This window comes from Pseudomonas weihenstephanensis (genome assembly GCF_001043055.1).
Classification (GTDB): Bacteria; Pseudomonadota; Gammaproteobacteria; order Pseudomonadales; family Pseudomonadaceae; genus Aquipseudomonas; species Aquipseudomonas weihenstephanensis.
The window spans coordinates 18,731-37,954 of sequence record NZ_JYLF01000011.1; the positions used below are offsets into that span (position 1 = coordinate 18,731).

The 19,224-nt window shown below is 56.4% G+C and carries 25 protein-coding genes and 1 tRNA gene; 12 read left to right on the plus strand and 14 right to left on the minus strand.

The window, feature by feature from the left end; genetic code table 11:
* Positions 1-28 precede the first annotated feature (28 nt).
* Positions 29-262: a hypothetical protein gene (locus TU86_RS20070; RefSeq protein WP_048366070.1), complete on the plus strand. Its 234-nt coding sequence runs from the start codon at positions 29-31 to the stop codon at positions 260-262.
* On the plus strand, positions 262-1,398 hold the full coding sequence (locus tag TU86_RS20075; protein WP_048366071.1) for a tyrosine-type recombinase/integrase: 1,137 nt from the start codon (positions 262-264) through the stop codon (positions 1,396-1,398). Before TU86_RS20070 ends, TU86_RS20075 begins: the two co-directional genes overlap by 1 nt.
* 109 nt (positions 1,399-1,507) lie before the next feature.
* Here the strand turns inward: TU86_RS20075 and TU86_RS20080 are convergent.
* Positions 1,508-1,584: transfer RNA gene (locus tag TU86_RS20080), tRNA-Val, on the minus strand.
* A 184-nt stretch (positions 1,585-1,768) separates the two neighbouring features.
* Here TU86_RS20080 and TU86_RS20085 point away from each other — a divergent pair.
* Entirely contained in the window at positions 1,769-3,052 is a 1,284-nt protein-coding gene (locus tag TU86_RS20085; RefSeq protein WP_048366072.1) for an NAD(P)/FAD-dependent oxidoreductase, read from the plus strand.
* Between the two features lie 50 nt (positions 3,053-3,102).
* On the opposite strand, the gene TU86_RS20090 is transcribed toward TU86_RS20085, so the two are convergent.
* Positions 3,103-3,780: a lipoprotein gene (locus TU86_RS20090; RefSeq protein WP_048366073.1), complete on the minus strand. Its 678-nt coding sequence runs from the start codon at positions 3,778-3,780 to the stop codon at positions 3,103-3,105.
* A 220-nt stretch (positions 3,781-4,000) separates the two neighbouring features.
* Here TU86_RS20090 and TU86_RS23105 point away from each other — a divergent pair, with 220 nt between their 5' ends.
* The gene (locus TU86_RS23105; protein ID WP_167337975.1) at positions 4,001-4,168 is read left to right on the plus strand and encodes a hypothetical protein; all 168 of its coding nucleotides are present in this window, start codon (positions 4,001-4,003) and stop codon (positions 4,166-4,168) included.
* 56 nt (positions 4,169-4,224) lie between these two features.
* On the opposite strand, the gene TU86_RS20095 is transcribed toward TU86_RS23105, so the two are convergent.
* Both TU86_RS20095 and TU86_RS20100 read right to left on the minus strand, forming a co-directional pair.
* Positions 4,225-4,980 carry a TerC family protein gene (locus tag TU86_RS20095; protein ID WP_048366074.1) on the minus strand — a complete coding sequence of 252 codons (756 nt, stop codon included), beginning with the start codon at positions 4,978-4,980 and terminating at the stop codon, positions 4,225-4,227.
* Positions 4,981-5,010: 30 nt separating this feature from the next.
* Positions 5,011-5,253 carry a hypothetical protein gene (locus tag TU86_RS20100; protein ID WP_048366075.1) on the minus strand — a complete coding sequence of 81 codons (243 nt, stop codon included), beginning with the start codon at positions 5,251-5,253 and terminating at the stop codon, positions 5,011-5,013.
* A gap of 133 nt (positions 5,254-5,386) precedes the next feature.
* Here TU86_RS20100 and nhaR point away from each other — a divergent pair, with 133 nt between their 5' ends.
* Entirely contained in the window at positions 5,387-6,292 is a 906-nt protein-coding gene (gene nhaR / locus TU86_RS20105) for a transcriptional activator NhaR (protein WP_048366076.1), read from the plus strand.
* Here nhaR and TU86_RS20110 read toward each other — a convergent pair.
* Positions 6,289-7,443: an MFS transporter gene (locus tag TU86_RS20110; RefSeq protein WP_048366077.1), complete on the minus strand. Its 1,155-nt coding sequence runs from the start codon at positions 7,441-7,443 to the stop codon at positions 6,289-6,291. The two genes, nhaR and TU86_RS20110, sit on opposite strands and share 4 nt — an antisense overlap.
* Before the next feature lie 344 nt (positions 7,444-7,787).
* Between TU86_RS20110 and sstT the strand changes: the two genes are divergently transcribed.
* Positions 7,788-9,014, plus strand: a complete 1,227-nt coding sequence (gene sstT, locus TU86_RS20115) for a serine/threonine transporter SstT (protein WP_048366078.1) — start codon at positions 7,788-7,790, stop codon at positions 9,012-9,014.
* Between the two features lie 79 nt (positions 9,015-9,093).
* Here the strand turns inward: sstT and TU86_RS20120 are convergent, their stop codons facing one another.
* Positions 9,094-9,603, minus strand: a complete 510-nt coding sequence (locus tag TU86_RS20120; RefSeq protein WP_048366079.1) for a DUF1993 domain-containing protein — start codon at positions 9,601-9,603, stop codon at positions 9,094-9,096.
* Between the two features lie 132 nt (positions 9,604-9,735).
* Between TU86_RS20120 and TU86_RS20125 the strand changes: the two genes are divergently transcribed.
* Positions 9,736-10,380 (plus strand): YceH family protein, encoded by a 645-nt coding sequence (locus TU86_RS20125; RefSeq protein ID WP_048366080.1) that lies wholly within the window; start codon positions 9,736-9,738, stop codon positions 10,378-10,380.
* Positions 10,381-10,418: 38 nt separating this feature from the next.
* On the opposite strand, the gene TU86_RS20130 is transcribed toward TU86_RS20125, so the two are convergent.
* A complete protein-coding gene (locus tag TU86_RS20130) occupies positions 10,419-11,237 on the minus strand; it encodes a shikimate 5-dehydrogenase (protein WP_048366081.1) in 819 nt (272 codons plus the stop codon).
* Positions 11,238-11,470: 233 nt separating this feature from the next.
* On the opposite strand from TU86_RS20130, the gene TU86_RS20135 reads away from it, so the two are divergent.
* The 3 genes from TU86_RS20135 to TU86_RS22685 all read left to right on the plus strand — a co-directional run bounded on the left by TU86_RS20135 (position 11,471) and on the right by TU86_RS22685 (position 12,481).
* A complete protein-coding gene (locus TU86_RS20135) occupies positions 11,471-11,821 on the plus strand; it encodes a hypothetical protein (protein WP_048366082.1) in 351 nt (116 codons plus the stop codon).
* 160 nt (positions 11,822-11,981) lie between these two features.
* Positions 11,982-12,176: a hypothetical protein gene (locus tag TU86_RS20140; protein ID WP_048366083.1), complete on the plus strand. Its 195-nt coding sequence runs from the start codon at positions 11,982-11,984 to the stop codon at positions 12,174-12,176.
* Between the two features lie 110 nt (positions 12,177-12,286).
* Positions 12,287-12,481 carry a hypothetical protein gene (locus TU86_RS22685; RefSeq protein WP_082149389.1) on the plus strand — a complete coding sequence of 65 codons (195 nt, stop codon included), beginning with the start codon at positions 12,287-12,289 and terminating at the stop codon, positions 12,479-12,481.
* On the opposite strand, the gene TU86_RS20145 is transcribed toward TU86_RS22685, so the two are convergent.
* Together TU86_RS20145 and TU86_RS20150 are read right to left on the minus strand one after the other, a co-directional pair.
* Entirely contained in the window at positions 12,429-12,740 is a 312-nt protein-coding gene (locus tag TU86_RS20145) for an AzlD domain-containing protein (protein WP_048366084.1), read from the minus strand. The genes TU86_RS22685 and TU86_RS20145 overlap by 53 nt on opposite strands.
* Positions 12,737-13,432 carry an AzlC family ABC transporter permease gene (locus TU86_RS20150; RefSeq protein WP_048366085.1) on the minus strand — a complete coding sequence of 232 codons (696 nt, stop codon included), beginning with the start codon at positions 13,430-13,432 and terminating at the stop codon, positions 12,737-12,739. The genes TU86_RS20145 and TU86_RS20150 overlap by 4 nt, the downstream gene beginning before the upstream one ends.
* Positions 13,433-13,637: 205 nt before the next feature.
* Here TU86_RS20150 and TU86_RS20155 point away from each other — a divergent pair, with 205 nt between their 5' ends.
* Positions 13,638-14,156, plus strand: coding sequence for a Dps family protein (locus TU86_RS20155; protein ID WP_048366086.1), 519 nt, complete (start codon positions 13,638-13,640; stop codon positions 14,154-14,156).
* 146 nt (positions 14,157-14,302) lie between these two features.
* On the opposite strand, the gene TU86_RS20160 is transcribed toward TU86_RS20155, so the two are convergent.
* Positions 14,303-15,244, minus strand: a complete 942-nt coding sequence (locus tag TU86_RS20160) for a class I SAM-dependent methyltransferase (protein ID WP_048366087.1) — start codon at positions 15,242-15,244, stop codon at positions 14,303-14,305.
* 319 nt (positions 15,245-15,563) lie between these two features.
* On the opposite strand from TU86_RS20160, the gene pbpG reads away from it, so the two are divergent.
* Positions 15,564-16,502 carry a D-alanyl-D-alanine endopeptidase gene (pbpG, locus tag TU86_RS20165; RefSeq protein WP_048366088.1) on the plus strand — a complete coding sequence of 313 codons (939 nt, stop codon included), beginning with the start codon at positions 15,564-15,566 and terminating at the stop codon, positions 16,500-16,502.
* Positions 16,503-16,780: 278 nt separating this feature from the next.
* Here the strand turns inward: pbpG and TU86_RS23525 are convergent, their stop codons facing one another.
* From TU86_RS23525 to TU86_RS20180, 4 genes are all read right to left on the minus strand, one after another.
* Positions 16,781-16,909, minus strand: coding sequence for a hypothetical protein (locus TU86_RS23525; protein ID WP_256209835.1), 129 nt, complete (start codon positions 16,907-16,909; stop codon positions 16,781-16,783).
* Positions 16,910-17,097: 188 nt separating this feature from the next.
* Positions 17,098-17,547, minus strand: a complete 450-nt coding sequence (locus TU86_RS20170) for an Hsp20 family protein (protein ID WP_048366089.1) — start codon at positions 17,545-17,547, stop codon at positions 17,098-17,100.
* 122 nt (positions 17,548-17,669) lie between these two features.
* Positions 17,670-18,629 carry a tRNA dihydrouridine synthase gene (locus TU86_RS20175; RefSeq protein WP_048366090.1) on the minus strand — a complete coding sequence of 320 codons (960 nt, stop codon included), beginning with the start codon at positions 18,627-18,629 and terminating at the stop codon, positions 17,670-17,672.
* Between the two features lie 74 nt (positions 18,630-18,703).
* Positions 18,704-19,138, minus strand: coding sequence for an acyl-CoA thioesterase (locus tag TU86_RS20180; RefSeq protein ID WP_048366091.1), 435 nt, complete (start codon positions 19,136-19,138; stop codon positions 18,704-18,706).
* Positions 19,139-19,224 lie beyond the last annotated feature (86 nt).

Here is a 19,224-nt window from a genome sequence, read left to right on the forward strand (position 1 = left end):
AGCACCCCGCACGGGGAAAGGAATCGACATGGCAAAAGTCATTGCCCAGATCACGGCCCGTCTCCCTCGCTTGATGGAAGCAGGCGAATACAGAAAGCTGCGCTACGCAGGCGGTAAACCAAGCTTGCAACAACTAAAGAAATGGATAGAGGAGGGTGAAGTGTTGGGGGAGGTAAAAGGCGGGATGTATTTCGTAGACCTGCAGGCCGCGATCATGGGGTCGAGTGATCCGCTGCTCGCTCAAATGCTGGAGCTTGGGTAATGGCTTCTCGGCCTCGCACAATCAAAAACCGCAAGCTCCCCCCCAACCTCTACCCCAACGGCAAATACTGGCGGTACCGCAACCCCATCACCGGCTTGATGACCAGCATCAACCGCCCTCTGGAGGAGGCCATCAAGCTGGCCAGGGCTGCCAACGCGAAGCTGGCTCCTGTAATGGCCGGTGACGGTGAACTGCTCATGATCCTGACAGGCGATCGCCTGCCCACAATACGCAACCTGGTGGAGCGCTTTGAAGCTGAATGGCTGAAAGATCGCGGCTATGCCGCTCGCACTTTGGCAGAGATCCAATTCAAGCTGGAGCGTTACCGGCAGGACTTGGGGGATCAACTGATAGGTCAGCTCGATGTGCTTGCCGTCGCTGAATACCTGGACGGGTTCAGCAACAACGCCTACACCAAGCACCGCGGCTTACTGGTGCAGATCTTTGCCTTTGCGGTAGCCAAAGGATTAGCAGAGCGGAATGTCGCTGAGCTGACTCTGATCAAAAAGGAAGCCGAAAAGAAGCGACAACGCCACACGCTGGCTGGCCTGATGACGATTGTGGACGCCGACACCACGCCAATCTGGCTGAAACGCGCCATCCGCCTGGCGCTGGCCAGCCTGCAGCGGCGTGACGATATCGTTTCCTGGCTCAAGTCTTCGGTGGACCTTGAGAACAACACGATCAAGGTTTCGCCCGGCAAGACCCAGGGCTATGACAACCCCATACACCTGCAGATCAAAATGGGCAAAGCCCTGCGAGAGGTAGTGAGCGAATGCTTACGCTCTCCTGTGGCTTCGCCCTATCTGATCCATTACCGGCCCAAGGCGCGAAAGCGCGAGCAGATAGCCGCAAAAGATCACTGGACCTCAGTCACCCCGAATTATCTGAGCAACGAGTTCAGCAAGGCCCGGGACGCGGCGCATGCGTATGACCATATTCCGGCCACCGAACGACCCACCTTTCACGAGATCCGCGCTTTGGGTGCCTGGCTATATGAGCAGCAGAATTTCCCGCAGGAATACATCCAGGCGCTGATGGGTCACGCAGACGCGAAGATGACCAAACACTATCAGGATGGGCACACAGCGAAAGGTATCGAGTACCTGGAGGTGGGCGCTGATTTGGCGTTCTGAGGTGGGGGTTTTGCAAAAGTTTTGCAAAAGTTTTGCAAATCGCAGACAACAAAAAAGGGCCCACCTTTCGGTGAGCCCTTCTAGACCGCCCAGCAGAGCGGATTTTGTTTGGTAGGCGCGATTGGACTCGAACCAACGACCCCCACCATGTCAAGGTGGTGCTCTAACCAACTGAGCTACGTGCCTGCTGTGGGGTCGCATTCTATAGATTTGCAGAGGTGTGTCAACACCTTTTTTGCAGGTAACCCTATGAATTGTCGAATTATTTATTTGAAGCGCAAAAATAGCCGGCTGTGAGCCGCTGGCGGGCAGATTTCAACTCAGGTAGCATCGGCCGCACTCGTAAAAAATATAAAACAGAGGTTGCAGAATGGCGAACACTCCTTACCCCCAGTCTTACTATGCGGCTTCAGCAAATCCGACGCCTGATCGCCCTGCCCTGCAAGGTGAGGTTGAGACGGATGTGTGTGTGATTGGCGCCGGGTACACGGGGCTATCGAGTGCGCTATTCCTGCTTGAGCACGGTTTCAAGGTCACGGTGCTTGAGGCGGCCAAGGTGGGATTTGGCGCTTCGGGCCGTAACGGTGGCCAGATCGTTAACAGTTACAGTCGCGATATTGATGTGATTGAACGCACGGTCGGTGCAAAGCAAGCACAACTGTTAGGGCAAATGGCATTCGAAGGCGGCCAGATCATCCGTGACCGCGTCGCTAAATACCAAATCCAGTGCGACTTGAAAGACGGCGGCGTCTTCGCAGCAATCACCAGCAAACAAATGGGTCACCTTGAGGCGCAGAAAAGACTCTGGGAGCGCTATGGCAACTCGAAACTGGAGTTGCTGGACCAGCGCCGAATCCGTGAAGTGGTGGCCTGCGATCAATACCAGGGAGGATTGCTGGACATGAGCGGCGGCCATATTCACCCGCTCAATTTAGCGCTGGGTGAAGCGGCTGCGGTTGAGTCATTGGGCGGCACTGTTTATGAACAGTCGCCCGCCGTGCGCATCGAGCGCGGTGCCAGCCCGGTAGTGCACACGCCACAGGGCAAGGTCAGGGCCAAGTTCATCATCGTGGCGGGCAATGCGTATCTGGGCAACCTTGTCCCTGAGCTGGCGTCCAAATCAATGCCATGCGGCACCCAAGTCATCACCACCGAACCGTTGAGTGATGAGCTGGCGAAGACGCTGTTGCCGCAGGATTACTGTGTTGAGGATTGTAACTACCTGCTTGACTACTATCGTTTGTCCGGCGATAAGCGCCTGATCTTCGGCGGTGGCGTGGTGTATGGCGCACGCGATCCGGCCAATATTGAAGCGATTATTCGGCCAAAAATGCTCAAGGCTTTTCCGCAACTCAAGGACGTGAAGATTGACTACGCGTGGACCGGTAATTTTCTGCTGACGCTGTCACGCCTGCCGCAGGTGGGACGTATCGGTGACAACATCTATTACTCCCAAGGGTGCAGCGGCCACGGCGTGACGTACACCCACCTGGCGGGCAAGGTTCTGGCCGAAGCGCTACGAGGCCAGGCTGAACGTTTTGACGCCTTTGCCGATCTGCCACACTACCCGTTTCCCGGTGGCCAACTGCTGCGCACACCGCTGACAGCGTTAGGTGCCTGGTACTACAGCCTGCGAGACAAATACGGATTCTGACAAACTGCACCTTCAAACGGCGCCAAGGGCGCTGTTTTGGAGGCGTTTGCCTACTTGTGCAACTCTAGCGCTTGAATCGCCTTGGCACTTGCCTGCTCCTGCCCGGCGCGAGAAAGGTCATTAGCGGCTTTTAGCCAGCGTGCCCGATCAACATGGGCCGGTAATTGCCCCGGCGACACCACCAGCACAGCCCAGCCTCCGGCATCCTTCCAGGCCGACTCAAACTTATCAAAGTCCATTAACCTGCGCCGCTCCATACCTGCGCGCAATAACACGGTCTGCTTGGTGCGGTTGAAGCCCACCAACATCGCGTAACGCGGCGTAGACCAAACAGTGCCGTCAGTGAACCGCAGCATCACCGGATAACCTGCGGCCACTTGTGTCAGCAGCGCCGAGAGCGATTTATCCAGGGGATAAACCAACAATCCATATTCGGATACCAGTTTTTCCATATTGCTTTGCAACGCGTCTTCAGCACCCGGCAACTTTAATGGCTTGGTCAACAGTCCGGGTGTAGTACGAATCCGTTGTTCGCTGAACATACTCGCCAGCACTTGTGGGCCACTCTGGTTGGCATTGCCACGAAAGAACGGCACCCCATTGAGTTCAACCCGCTCAGGCAACTGACGCAGGTCGGGCCGCTCAACACTGGCACAACCCGTCATAAGCAACACTAAAACACCGGCCCACCACACTCGCGTCAATTTCAAGCCCATCACTGCACGCATGCTCCCTCGCCTTGAATAGAGGCTGGATGTTCAATACCCAGCATGGTCGCCGATCATAGGGCGCACGCCTGTCGAGGTATAGCCTTAACCCGCAGTTTGCCCCGCCATATAGAGCGAATCAGTCGATGACTCTCGACCTTTGGTCAATAGCTTGAAACACACCAGCGGCTAGACTGTCACTTGTTATGTGTGCATGCCCATTTAGGGCAAGGAGGCACTGATGAGCCCGGCCTTAACCATTTTCCTACTATTCAGCGGCTGGCTGGCCGTTGCGGCTGCCATGCTCTGGGGCGTGATGCGTATCAGTCGACGCCATCATCCGCAAACGGTGCCCGCTCAAAAAAAACCCGCTGACACACCCAAGATCAACACCGCTAATGCTCATTAAATAAAAAAGCCGCCCCACCCCTTAAGGGAGGAACGGCCTGCTGCATCACTGCGACGTTACTTCACCAAAGCAGCCTGGCGTTTTTCACGAACCCGTCGCGCCAAAATGTTAAGTGTTTCGACCGTCGCCGAGAACGCCATCGCGGCATACACGTAGCCTTTAGGCACGTGAGCACCAAAACCTTCGGCAATCAAGGTCATGCCAATCATGATCAGGAAGGCCAGCGCCAACATCACCACGGTCGGGTTTTCATTGATGAACTTGGCCAATGGCTCCGATGCCAGCAGCATTACCAACACCGCCACCACTACTGCAATCACCATAATCGGCAAGTGCTCAGTCATACCGACTGCAGTAATGATGCTGTCGATCGAAAACACCAGGTCCAGCATCAGAATCTGACCAATCGCGGCCGCAAAGCCTAAAGAAATTGCAGACGACTGACCTTCACTCTCACCTTCTGCCTGCGGACTCATGCTGTGGTGAATTTCACTGGTAGCCTTCCATACCAGGAACAAACCACCGGCAATCAGGATCATGTCCTTCCATGAGAAAGCTTGCCCCAGCACTTCAAACACCGGCGCGGTCAACTGCACGATATAAGCGATGGTGCTGAGCAAACCCAGGCGCAAAATCAGCGCCATGCCGATACCAATGCGGCGCGCCTGGGTACGAAATTTCTCCGGCAACTTGTTAGTCAGGATCGAGATGAAGATCAGGTTATCGATCCCCAGCACGATCTCCATCACGATCAATGTGGCCAACGCCACCCAGGCTGTAGGGCTGGCGGCCAGTTGTAAAAGGTATTCCATAGGTGCGATCTGACTCAGTAGTAAGACGTGTTAAATAGTGTGCGACGACTCTTTACGCGCTTGCTCGGGCGCTTCTTTGTCCTCGGGTTTAGCCCCGGTGACATCATTGAGCGCCTGTTCGGCAGCTTTATGCGTGTCATCAATTGCCTGTTTGGCGCTTTCTGCGGTTTTACTGAGCATCTGCTGCGCGGCTTTTTCCGCTTGATCACATCCGCCCATCATCAATAGCGCTGCCGCCAACAAGGTCGCCACGCCCACATTCTTGATTGTCATCGTGTTTTTCCTCTGTCATCGGGGTCGCGGCCTGCACACGCGAATAACGCGGGATTCTAAAGAGACAAACAGTTCAGGAAAATTCGTATTTTTAAGCGCTATACTTCGCTTTTTACGAAGTGTTACGCATCAAATGCTCAACTACCGTCAGCTCCACTATTTTTGGGTTGTTGCCAAGACCGGCAGCATCGTCCGCGCCTGTGAACAATTGAACCTCACGCCACAGACCATCAGTGGGCAAATCAGCCTGTTTGAGCAGACCTACGGCCTGCCACTGTTTCAACGCGTGGGCCGGCAACTGGAACTCACCGAGACCGGACGCCAGGTGCTGCCCTACGCTGAACACATTTTTCAAGTGGGCAGCGAACTCCAGAGCATGTTGCGCATGTCGCCCAAGGAGCAGCAGATTTTATTCCGGGTCGGGGTGGCCGATGTGGTCCCAAAATCGATCGTGTATCGCTTGATTGCGCCGACGATGGAGCTGGATGAGCCGATTCGCATCACCTGCCGCGAGGACAAGCTCGATCGCCTGCTCGCGGACCTGGCCATTCAACGCCTGGATTTGGTGATTTCCGACAGCCCAATGCCCTCTCACCTGGACATAAAAGGCCTGAGCCAAAAACTGGGGGAATGCGGGATCAGTTTTTTTGCCACTCATGCGTTGGCGAAACACTACTCAGAAAACTTTCCGCAGTGCTTGCAAGGCGCTCCGTTGCTCATACCCGGCCCGGAAACAGTGTTGCGCAGCCGCTTGTTGCGCTGGCTGGCCGAACTGCAAATTCAGCCACGCATCGTCGGTGAGTTCGATGACAGCGCCCTCATGCAGGCTTTCGGGCAGTCGGGCATTGGCGTTTTTATTGCACCCAGCGTGATCGCCAAAGAAGTCATGCGCCAGTTTGACGTTGAGCTGATAGGCCACACCGAGGCGGTCACCGAATCGTTTTACGCCATCACCGTGGAGCGCAAGATCAAGCACCCCGGCATCGTTGCGATTACCGAAGGTGCGCGGCGCGAACTGTTTACTGACCTGGAAACTTAAGCACAGACCGCGCGGGTTTTAGATGTCATCAGCAACAAAGCCAGCAAGATCGACAGCACAATGAACCCGGCAGCCGCAAAACCCAGGCTGCCCAAGCCGTAATGATCAATCACCCGACCACCCACCATTGCCCCTAAACCGATACCCAAATTAGCCCCGGCAATGTTGAGCGATGCTGCAAATGCGGGCGCGTGAGGCGCCACTTTCATCAAGCGCACATGGCTCACCAGGAACAGCGCCGCCTGCGTCACCCCCCATACACCCATCGCCGCCGCCAGCCCGAGCGTTGAGTGAATGCTGGGCACCAAGGCGACCATCCCGCCGATCATAAAGGCGCAAAACACCATCGAGGCAATCAGCGGATGACGATCCACCATCCGCCCGCCCAACGAGTTACCGATCAGACCAACAGCACCGAACCCCATCAGGCACCAACCGACCAATGTGCCGTTAAAGCCTGCCAACCGCTCCAAAATGTCTGCCAGATAGGTGTATGCCGTAAACATGCCGCTGAATACCAGCACGGACAGCACAATATGGCCGATCAACAGCGGATTGCGCAGCATGCCCAATTGCGAGCGTAGCGTGACGGTCTCTTTGGCCACGCGAGTGGCCGGCAGGTAGATCCACAGCAGTAAGGCCTTGGCCAAAGCCACTACCGCCAAAATGGCGAACGCACTGCGCCAGCCCCACGCATCCGATATCAGTGTGCCCACTGGAATACCGAATACCGTAGCGCAAACAATCCCGAAGCCGATCTTGGCAATGGCTCGCCCAGCAAAATCAGGACCCACGATATCCACTGCGGTTTCACTGGCCAATGCCCAGAACACCGGCAATCCAAGGGCCGGTAATAACCGGGCAAATGCCATCACCCAAATGTTGGGCGCCAGCGCTGCCACCGTGTTGGCAAAAGCAAACATCAGCAAGATGTTTATGAACAGACGCTTGCGCTCAAAGCGGGCGAAATAAGCAGTCAAAAATGGCCCCAACGCTGCAACGGTGAAGGCAAACAAGGTCACCAATAAGCCGGCCTGAGGCACGCTTACCTCTAGGTCGCGCGCGATTGATGGCAACAGGCCAACAATGATGAATTCAGTCGTAAGCACGGTAAAACCGGCCGCAGACAGCAGCAAGATAGGCAACAGCATGAAAAACTCCAGAGACAGCAACGCCAGCGAAGCAACGAGTCCGCTGATTTGAAGAAGTGTGGGGAGGGCAATATTAACAGAATGTTTCGAGCGTAGCGTGCGTTGAATCCATGCAGGCCAAGCCCTGGGCGTGTGACAGATTGCCCTTGTACGGGAAAGTTCCTACACCGCTATGATAAAGTCCGCCCCTGCGCCATGGTTTTAGTCACACAGACGTGTTTAACACGCCCGGCTATCATCAGCCGCGCAGGTCCCGTCCTGCGATTTTTGCTGAGCAGCCTGCCCGTTTGCTGTTCGGCGCAAGATCACTGAATGCAATGCCCACAACAACTAGAGAGTCCCCTATGACTGACGCTTCACCTTCCCTGTTGCACCGGCTCAAACGCACCAGCCTGGTGACCCAGATTGTGATCGGGTTGATTGCCGGGATTCTGCTGGCCTGGCTCGCGCCATCAGCTGCACTGTCCGTGGCTTTTATTGGCAAGCTGTTTGTCAGTGCATTGAAAGCCGTCGCACCGATTTTGGTGTTCGTACTGGTCATGGCCTCGATTGCCAACCATAAGCACGGGCAGGAAACCCACATCCGGCCCATCCTGGTCCTCTACCTGTTCGGCACCTTTGCCGCCGCCGTTGTGGCTGTTGTTGCAAGCATGCTCTTTCCTTCCAACCTGGTGCTTTCCACGCAAGACATTGCCGTGTCGGCCCCCGGTGGTATCGGTGAAGTGTTGCAAAGCCTGCTGCTGAGCGTGGTCGACAACCCGGTGAACGCTCTGATGAACGCCAACTTCATTGGCATTCTGGCGTGGGCTATTGGTATGGGCATTGCGATTCGCCATGCCGGAGAGACCACGCGCACCGTGCTCAATGACTTGTCGAACGGCGTGACCTTGATCGTGCGCGTCGTAATCCGCTTTGCACCCCTGGGTATTTTCGGGCTGGTGGCTTCGACCCTCGCCTCTTCGGGTTTCAACGCACTGCTGGGCTACTTGCACCTGCTCGCCGTACTGATCGGCTGCATGCTGTTTGTGGCGTTAGTGGTCAACCCGCTGATCGTATTCTGGAAGCTGCGTCGCAACCCGTTCCCGCTGGTCTTTATGTGCTTGCGTGAAAGTGGCATCACCGCGTTTTTCACCCGCAGCTCGGCCGCCAACATCCCGGTGAACATGGCACTGAGTGAACGTTTAGGGCTGCATGAAGACACCTACTCTGTGTCGATCCCGCTGGGCGCCACCATCAACATGGCAGGTGCGGCGATTACCATTACCGTGCTGAGCCTGGCAGCGGTGCACACGCTAGGTATTGAAGTCGATGTGCCGACAGCCATCTTGCTCAGTGTCGTGGCGGCTGTTTGCGCCTGTGGCGCATCGGGCGTGGCGGGTGGCTCGTTACTGCTGATCCCGCTGGCGTGCAGCCTGTTTGGCATCCCGAGCGAGATTGCGATGCAAGTCGTGGCGGTGGGTTTCATCATCGGCATTCTGCAGGATTCGGCAGAAACCGCGCTCAACTCCTCCACCGACGTGTTATTTACAGCGGCAGCCTGCATGGCTGAAGACAAAGCCGTACAACGCTAAACCTCCCGATATTCAAGCGCAGCCCAGGGCTGCGCTTGAATGCTGACCGTGCGCTACTCAGCGCAACGCCATCTCACACTCAGAACGCACCCATGTAATCGCGCTTGCCGACTTCAACGCCATTGTGGCGAAGGATCGCGTAGGTGGTGGTCACGTGGAAGAAAAACTGGGGCAGACCATAGGTCAACAAGTAAGCCTGACCCGTGAAGCGCTTTTCTTTGGGCGTGCCCTGACGGGTGATGATTTCAATCCCTTCCTTGCCATCAACCTGCTCGGGCTTGATGGTGTCTACAAAGGCCAGCACTTTGCTGATCAATGCTTGCAGCTCTGCAAAGGTTGTTTCGGTGTCGTCGTATTTTGGCAGTTCGATTTGCGCCAGACGTGCCGAAACACCCTTGGCGAAATCGACCGCAATTTGCACCTGACGCACCAGCGCGAACATGTCCGGGGCCAGACGTGCTTGCAGCAACACACTCGGGTCGATGTTCTTGGCCGTCGCGTGCGCCTCAGCTTTGCTCAGCACACCGCTCATGGCGTTAAGCATTTGTTTGAACACGGGAATGGATGCGTCATACAGAGAGATAGTCATGTAAGTCTCGACAGTCTGTGGGCGGGAATTAATGTGCGGCGAATTATAGCCCTGTAGCAGCGCGCAAGCGGCTTGTCTTTTAGCCAGCATTGGTTCTAGGCTAGCCGCCTTCCAACACACAAGGAAAGCGTGATGAGCACAGAACACGATACCGACGTCGAACCCCGGCTCAATAGCACGGAAATTCGCATCCTCGGCTCCTTGATCGAGAAACAGGCCACCCACCCCGAGACCTACCCGCTGACCCTCAACGCACTGGTGCTGGCTTGCAATCAAAAAACCAGCCGCGAACCGGTGATGAATCTAAGTCAGGGCCAGGTCGGACAAAGCTTGCGCGCGCTTGAAGGACGAGGCTTCACTCGTTTGGTGATGGGCAGCCGTGCAGACCGCTGGGAGCACCGGATCGATAAGGTACTGGAGCTTGTGCCCGCCCAGATGGTGTTGATCGGGCTGCTCTTTCTGCGCGGTCCGCAAACCCTGAATGAGCTGCTGACCCGCAGCGCACGCTTGCACGACTTTGAAGACACCGAGCAAGTACAGCACCCGTTGGAACGATTGATTGCGCGCGACCTGGCCCTGCTGCTGCCTCGCCAGAATGGTCAGCGTGAAGACCGCTACATGCACGCCCTAGGCGATCCGGCTGACATCGAAACGATCATGGCCGCTCGCCAGCAACCTGCCGAGCGCGGGGCCAGCGCTGGCATCTCGCTGGAGCGTTTCGAAGCACTGGAGGCTCGGATCACCGCGCTCGAAGCTCGCCTGGCCGAACTTGAGTAAACAGTTGGCCGGATGCGCTGGTTCACCCGGCCACCACCTCAACGGCGTGCGAACTCGACAGCCGCCTGAAATTGCTCAGGGGTCGGGCGCACGCCGGTGTACAGCACAAATTGCTCTACGGCCTGAATCGCAATGACCTCAAGCCCGGTAATTACCTGCTTGCCTTGCGCGCGCCCACGAACGATCAAAGGGGTTTCAGAGGGAATCGCCACCACATCGAAGATGATTGACGCCTGATCAATCGCCCCGGCCTCGAACGCCAATTGATCGGCCTCTGCCCCGCCACTCATACCCACTGGCGTGACATTGATCAGCATTTGCGGGCGCTGTGCACCCAGCTCAGGTTGCCATTGATAACCACAGTTGGCGGCCAATGCCCTGCCACTCGCTTCATTTCGCGCCACGATCAAACCATTGCGATAGCCCCCGTCCCGCAGCGCCGAGGCAACCGCCTTGGCCATGCCGCCACTGCCACGCAAGGCAAACGTGGTGTCTTTATCCACTTGATGGGTTTCAAGCAACTGCGCAATGGCGATGTAGTCGGTGTTGTACGCTTTGAGGTGACCGTCGGTATTGACGATGGTGTTGATCGAATCAATGGCCTTGGCCGACGCATCCAGCTCGTCGACCAAAGCAATGCACGCTTCCTTGAAGGGCATGGACACACCGCAACCGCGAATACCTAGCGCCCGAATACCGGTGATTGCGCCTGCCAGATCCTGGCTGCTGAACGCCTTGTAGTAGTAGTTCAGGTCCAGTTGGCCATACAGATGATTATGAAAACGCAACCCGAAATTCCCCGGCCGGCCCGACAGCGATATGCACAGCCGGGTGTCTTTGTTCGGATTCATTTGCATGCTCATCTCCAGGCAGAACGCTTTCAGATAAACGGCCAGAGCCGTTTCGAGTGTTTTGGTTAATCATGGACGGGCAGATCACGCTGAAACGTGTCAGCTGGCGCAGACCTTACACAACATTTACCGACATGCGCCGCATGTTTTTCAAGAAATGCGGTCTGAGTATTATCCCCGCACTCATTTTGTGGCCTGGTACAGGCCACATTGCCGGGGCTGGAATTCGAGGATTCGTCATGTTGCGCAGTATCCCAAAAGTCGCTTTGCTGATCGGCGCATTGGCTGTCGCCGGCCAAGCCTCTGCCCACGGTCGCTGGGGCCCTGGCCCGGCCCTGTTTGGTGCAGTGGTGGGCGGTGCGATCATCGGCTCGGTCATTTCGAGCCACGATCAACGCCCGGTCTACGTGCAACAACCGGTCTATGCTCAGCCCCCGCCGGTGTATGTACAGGCGCCACCGGTGTATTACCAGCCACAACCGGTGTATGTGCCGCCCCCCCAACCCGTTTATTACCAGGGTTACTATGGCCGGCCACAACCGGTGTATTACGGCCCACCACGCGGTTACTACGGCCCGCCGCGCTGGTAACGGCAGATGGTCTGGATAGATGATGTGAATGTCGCAGGTGAGACACAAAATGTAACTTACCTGCGGCATGATTAATGCCGTGCGTACCCGCTGGCTTGCCACTCATGGCTGACACCACCTGCTTACACATCTCAATACCTATAAAAACAAGGAAGGCTCCATGCCAACACAGAACCCTCACCACACCGCTGGCTTGTGCACCTCCAGCAAGGTTTACAACGCACTCACCGAACTCAAACAACTCGAAGGGCATCGCTCTGCCAAGCTGGTCTCACTGCTGGCGCAGCATTTGGTCAACAAAGGGTTGATCAGCGATCACGAAGTCATGCACATGCTGGACCTGGTGGTGGATTAACCTGCCACACGCACTACCCTCATCACTGTCGATGGCGACTATCAAGCGCAATGATTTTTTGTGCCGCGGCGCACGCCGTAAGGTGCTCTCATTGATAGATGGAGGTGTGTATGTCCAAGATTCATGTCATGTCCGTGGTGGGCAGTGCAGTACCCGCCCCGCTTCGCGCCGATGGGCTGTTAGCGTGCTGGTACGTGGTGATCGACGGCGTGCCTGTCAGCGGCCCGTTTACTTCTCGCGCCGCCGCCCAGGTCAAAGCCACCTGCGAAACAGATAAAACAGCGCCACACTGCACACGACACTGAGCAACACGTTGCGGCGCCAGAGCATCAGGCCAATGGCACACAACCCGGCCAGCAGGTATGGGTTGCCGGGGCTTAGATCCAGCGTCTGTTCCTTGACGAAAATAATCGGCCCGCAAATTGCGGTCAGCATGCCCGGTACCGCAAAGCCCAAAAACTCCTTGACCCCGCGATTCAAACGGATCGGCAAGCGCGGCTCAAGAAACAGATAACGGTTGAAAAAAAGAATCAACGCCATCCCGACAATAATCACCCACATCATTCGAAAAACACCCCCGCCCGCTTGCTCAAATACCCTGCGGCCATCCCGGCCAGCCCCGCCAGCACAATGGCCGACTCCCACTGCCAGTAACTGAACAGCACCACACTGAGCAGTGAAACCGCCACACAAATGACAGTCGGCACATTGCGCACCACGGGCGTGATCAACGCGATAAAAGTCGCGGCAATCGAAAATTCCAGCCCAAGCTGATCCAGCCCCGGAATACTCTTGCCCAGCACCACGCCGAGCAGCGTGAACAGGTTCCAGCCGATGTACATGCACAAGCCCACGCCCAGTGCGTACCAGCGGTTAAACGTCTGGCGGTCATGGCTGCTCACCAACGCAAAAAACTCATCCGTCAGTAAAAAACCCAGACCAAACCGCCACTTGGCAGGCAAAGGCGAAACCACAGGGCGCAGGTGCATGGCATACAGCAGATGCTGTGAAGTCAGGAGCAAGGTCGTCAACAGGATAGACAGCGCACTGGCGCCACCTTTGATCATGCCAATTGCCACCAACTGAGCCGCACCGGCAAACACCAGTACCGACAAACCCTGGCTTTGAGCGGGGGTCAATTGCGCATCAATGGCCGTCGACCCGGCCAGAAGCCCCCAGGGCGCACACGCCAGCGTCAAGGGAAGACAAGCAATCACGCCACGCATGAACGCGACGCGGGGGATCGAATCAGGCATTTAAAACTTCCGGGCAGTGGGCAGCGTCAAAGCGTCGCAACAAACGCGGGCAAAGTCTTGAACAATCTTGCTCAGCGGGCCTTCAAACCCTTGAAATACCGTACTGGCGCGGCTTGGCTCGTTTGACGAAAGACCAATCCTGGTCTTAAGTCAGCCCGAATCAATAGCTGTTAACTCCCATCCACAGCTTCCACGAGGAACCATCATGAAAGACCTGAAATCCGCCAAGGAAAACAGAAAGGCCGATCTGCGGACACCTTCGGCGCTGAGCGATGAAGCCTGCATCAACATTGCAGCCGAAGTGAATGCGCTGCTGGCTGATACGTTCGCCATTTACATGAAGACCAAAAACTTTCACTGGCACATGTCCGGCCCGCACTTTCGCGACTTCCATCTGCTGCTGGATGAGCAATCCGATCAAATTTTCGCCACCACAGACGCCATCGCCGAACGCGTGCGCAAGCTGGGGCGCACCACCATTCGCTCTATAGGTCACATCAAAAAGCTGCAACGCCTGCTGGATAATGATGCCGATTTCGTGACCCCGGAAGACATGCTGGCCGAACTGCGCGAAGACAACATTCAACTGGCGGCCTACATGCGCGAAACCCACGACATGTGTTCCGAGCTGGGCGACGTGGCCACCACCAGCCTGCTGGAAAACTGGATTGATGAAGCTGAGCGCCGCGTCTGGTTCCTGTTTGAATCGTCGCGTACCAAATAAACTAAAACGGCGGATTGATCGTGATCAATCCGCCGTTTTAGATGAATTTTGTTTCACCCAGCCAGTGAATGTCAGGCGGTATATTGCCCCTGCTCATTCAATGAACCCTTCGCCCGCACCCTCCCCCGCGGGCTTTTTTTTGCCCCTCAAATACCTTGTTTGAACACCAGCGCTTTCAAACCGCATTCGGCGTCTGCGTCCGGGAACTCCGGGGGATTGTCAAGGCGCTGCTCAAAACGCAAACCCGGCGCATGCTCGGTCACGCCATCGATCAAAAAGTCTGATCCCAGCGAAGGATCATTCATGCACGCCAGAACCAGACCGTTTTCACTCAACAGTTCCGGCAGGCGTCGCACTACCCGCTGGTAATCCTTGGTCAACAGAAAGCTGCCTTTCTGAAAGGACGGCGGGTCGATGATGACAAGATCATAGGGACCGGTACTTTTTACCTTGCCCCATGACTTGAACAGCTCGTGCCCCAGAAACGTCACCTTGCTCATGTCATGGCCATTGAGACGATGATTGTCGCGGCCACGGCTCAAGGCCGCGCGGGACATGTCGAGGTTAACCACATGCTGTGCCCCACCGGCAATCGCAGCCACCGAGAACCCGCAGGTGTAGGCAAACAGATTCAACACCCGCTTGCCTTCGGCCTGCGCTTTGACCCAATCACGGCCATACCGCATGTCGAGAAACAGCCCATTGTTCTGTTTGCGCCCCAGGTCCACCCGATAGCGCAACCCGCCTTCGGTCAGCGTGCATTCATCAATGGGCTCACCCACCAGCCATTCACTGTCGCTTTGCAACGTGTAGCGATGCTGCACGACCAATGTGTGCGCACCACACGCTTGCCACACCGGGGTATGCGCAAGGTCCAGCAGCAGCGCTTTCAGCGCAACCAGTGATGGCGCTTCAGGCTCTTTGAACAGCGAAACCAGCACCACGCCTTGCAGCCAGTCCACCGTGAGCTGCTCCAATCCCGGCCAGCAACGACCGCGCCCGTGAAACAGACGTCGGGTTTCGTCGGGCACGTTTTCAAGCGCAGACAGAAGATGCAGATGGAGGGTGGACAGCGCTTGAGGGGTCATCGTGTGAGCCGGTCATTTCAAAGGGCGAGCATTTTACACAATTGCCACGCGATACGATGGCTTGGCGCAGACCGATGAAGCGCCTGTTCAGCGTGCGCTCAGCTTTGTACTGCTACCCTTCCAGCAGGCAGGCGATATGGCCGACTGTCAGTGCACATCTGGCAAACACGAAACGTATGATTTACGCGAAAAAGGTGCTCTAAACGCCCGTTTACTCACGCATTTACGCGATTATTGATACATACTCTCTAAGTGTAACGTGATGTGTATAACAGCACTGACAGCCAGGCACTTCCTAACCTTTATTGAGTCAATCTGCGTGAAAATTCATCTTTCGATTCTTGGCCTATTTTTAGTTCTTACAGGCACCGCTGCTTGCTCAGTCGCCGCAGCGAATGAGAGCACCTCAGCACCGCGCGACACATCACAACTGCACATCGCTTCAGGCAGCGCGATGTTGGTTGATCTGCAAACCAACAAGATCATCTACGCCAGCAACCCCGACGTGGTGGTGCCGATTGCTTCGGTCTCCAAGCTGATGACCGCTATGGTGGTGCTCGATGCCAAACTGCCAATGAATGAGTACATCGCGGTCAACATCAACGACACGCCAGAAATGAAAGGCGTGTTTTCACGGGTCAAGCTTGGCAGTGAGCTGACCCGCCACGACATGATGCTGATTACATTGATGTCCTCTGAAAACCGTGCCGCTGCCACCCTCGCCCACCATTACCCTGGCGGTTACGTGGCGTTTATTGCCGCCATGAACGCCAAGGCCAAAAGCCTGGGCATGATGCACACCCATTACGTTGAGCCGACCGGCCTGTCGATTCACAACGTGTCCACCGCCCGCGACCTGAGCAAACTACTGGCCGCCGCGCGTAAATACCCGATGCTGAGCCAGTTGAGCACCACCAAAGAAAAAACCGTGGCGTTCAGAAAACCGAATTACACCCTGGGTTTTCACAACACCGATCACCTGGTGAACAAGGACAAGTGGAACATCAAAATCACCAAGACCGGGTTCACCAATCAGGCCGGGCACTGCCTGGTGCTGGTGACTGAAATGGGCAACCGGCCGGTATCGCTGGTGATTCTGGATGCGTTCGGCAAATACACGCATTTTGCCGACGCCAGCCGTATCCGCAACTGGATAGAAACCGGCAGAAGCGGCAGCGTGCCGGATGTAGCCCTGCGCTACAAAGCGGACAAAAACCTTAAAGCACGTCCAGCCGCCCAGCCTCACACCCCAAAGTAAAACCCGTTACCCAGGCCCGCAGCAATGCCGGGTCTGGATCAACGTCGCTTAATTGCTTGCTGACGGGGATGCAGGGCGCATTCGTTGTCGAGCAACAGGCTTGCGAGCGCGCCGAACTGTTCAGGGCCATATTCAACCTGCCCGGTGCTGAGACGCTTCTCACAGCCCCATAGAGGGTGCGCATTTGACGCTTGTGCGCTCTCGTGCAAGCGCGCCAGGTAAAAGTGCAGGCACTTGCCTCGGGGAGAGGTCGAAGACAAATGCCTGCGTGCTGCTCATCAGCTTTTTGCGTCCGGCTTTTTGGGTTTTTTGATGGTTTCGAGGGTGCTCTCCCGCGGTCGACGCTTGGCTTCTTCCAAAGGAATGAATAGCCCGGTGACTGCATCTCGCGCGCGTTTGTTCTTCATCTACTTCACCTGCGGGTGGTGCCAAACACCGTATGTGTTCGGCCAGTGCTCTACAGGCTAGTTGAAGAAAAAACGCTTTATCGCCCACAGAAACAAACGCTTGCAGATCTGTGCGCGCGGCTCACACCCCCCTGAAACAAAGAACCCCGCCTGATGAGACGGGGTTCATGGCTAGCACCTGCTGTGGATCAGTGTTGCAGCGCTGGCTGCTCCCCATTGATAGGGATGCGTTTGGCTTTCGCCTCTTCAGGCACGACCCGTTGCAGATCAATACTTAGCAGGCCATTGCTCAAGTTGGCGCCTTTGATCTCGATATGGTCGTCGAGACGGAAGGACAATTTGAATGCCCGTTGCGCAATACCCTGATGCAAATAGGTCAAGCCTTCATCATTGCTGGCTTCACGTTTGCTACCACTGACGCTCAGCACACCTTTTTCAACTTGCAGGTCCAGGTCATCTTGCTGGAAGCCTGCCGCCGCGACGACGATGCGATAGCTGTCTTCGCCACGTTTTTCTACGTTGTAAGGTGGGTAGCCCCCACTGGTGTCATTACGCAGCGCTGTTTCGAACAAATCACTAAAACGGTCAAAGCCGACAGAATTACGGAACAGTGGCGCCAGAGAAAATGCAGTGCTCATAATTTATGCCTCCTGATTTCAGCGAGTTTTTTATTCGCGACCCGGTTTCGGCATCGCGTACCCACTAAATAAGGACCGGCAAAATCATTTCAAGGGGCTTTTTCAAATTTTTTTTGGGCCGATCAAATCGCGCCCTCAGGCGGGTTATTCACCAGATACCGCACCTTTTCACAATCGGTTTCGCGGCGCATGGCGTTGAACAGCACCGTCGCCTCAGGGTAATTACGCGTCAACATGGCCAGCCATTGCTTGAGCCGGCCCGGCGCTGAACGCGGGGTCAACTGGGCCTGCGCCTGCGCCCAGAAATCGCGAATCATGGGCTGCAAATCGGCCCAGGTCATTTCAACGATCTCCTCGCCCGCACGGGCGGCGGCGATCTGGCGTGCCAGGTCGGGGCGCGAGACCAGGCCGCGCCCCAGCATGATGTCTTCAGCACCGCTGATTTCCCGGCAACGCCGCCAGTCATCGACCGACCAAATATCGCCATTGGCAAAGACCGGCACGTTGACGGCCTCTTGCACTTGCGCGATGTACTCCCAATGCGCAGGTGGTTTATAGCCGTCCATCTTGGTTCGGGCATGCACCACGATCTGACTCGCACCGCCCTCAGCCAGCGCAATGGCACATTCATTGGCGCTGTCGGGAGTATCGAAACCCAGACGCATTTTGGCCGTGACCGGGATATGCGCGGGCACGGTGCGCCGCACCTGCAACAAGATCGCGTGCAGCAACTCAGGCTCTTTGAGCAGTACGGCGCCGCCGCGCGACTTGTTCACCGTTTTGGCCGGGCAACCGAAATTCAGGTCGATGACCTCAGAACCCAGCTGGCAAGCCAGTGCCGCGTTATCCGCCAGGCACGCCGGGTCCGAACCCAGCAACTGCACACGCAGCGGCACCCCGGCACGGGTTTTGGCGCCGTGCTGGAGTTCAGGGGCAAACTTGTGGAAGTAGGCTTCTGGTAGCAGGCGCTCAGTAACCCGAATAAATTCGGTCACGCACCAATCAATACCGCCGGTGCGGGTCAGGACATCACGCAGGATGTTGTCGACCAACCCCTCCATCGGCGCCAAAGCAATTTGCATGGGTGACTCTCATAAAAAACGTGCCGCAGTTTACGGTGTTCCGTGGGGAATCGGTATCAAGCCGTGAGCCTTTGTCATCCGGTAACGACCGCCGGGCCATAGCCTTCCAGGAACTCAGGCGGCAAGCGCTTGGCTTTGCCACTGGACAGCTCGATACACACAAAGGTGGTGTGCGCGCGCAGCAAGGTCTTGCCATCGCAGGGCCTTACCAGTTGGAAGCGGCGAGTCATGCGCAGGCGCTGGTCACAGTCAACAATCCAGGTGGCCAGCTGTAATTCGTCGCCTTCATAGGCGCTGGCCAGATAGTCGATTTCATGCCGGGCCACCGCCATGGCACGGTCCAGACGCCGGTATTCGGTCAGGTCCAGACCCAGGCGCTGTGAGTGCCGCCAAGCGCACCGCTCAAGCCACACGACATAGGCTGCGTTGTTGGCATGCCCAAACCCGTCAATGTCTTCAGCCTGCACCTGTAGGTCAATGATGAATGGCGTTGCCAAATCCCACGTCATGCCCAGCTCCACGCTCCAATAAAGGGCGCAGTGTAACGCAGGGTTAGAAGGAGGTGCAGCGACAGGCTTAAAACGCAGACAAACAA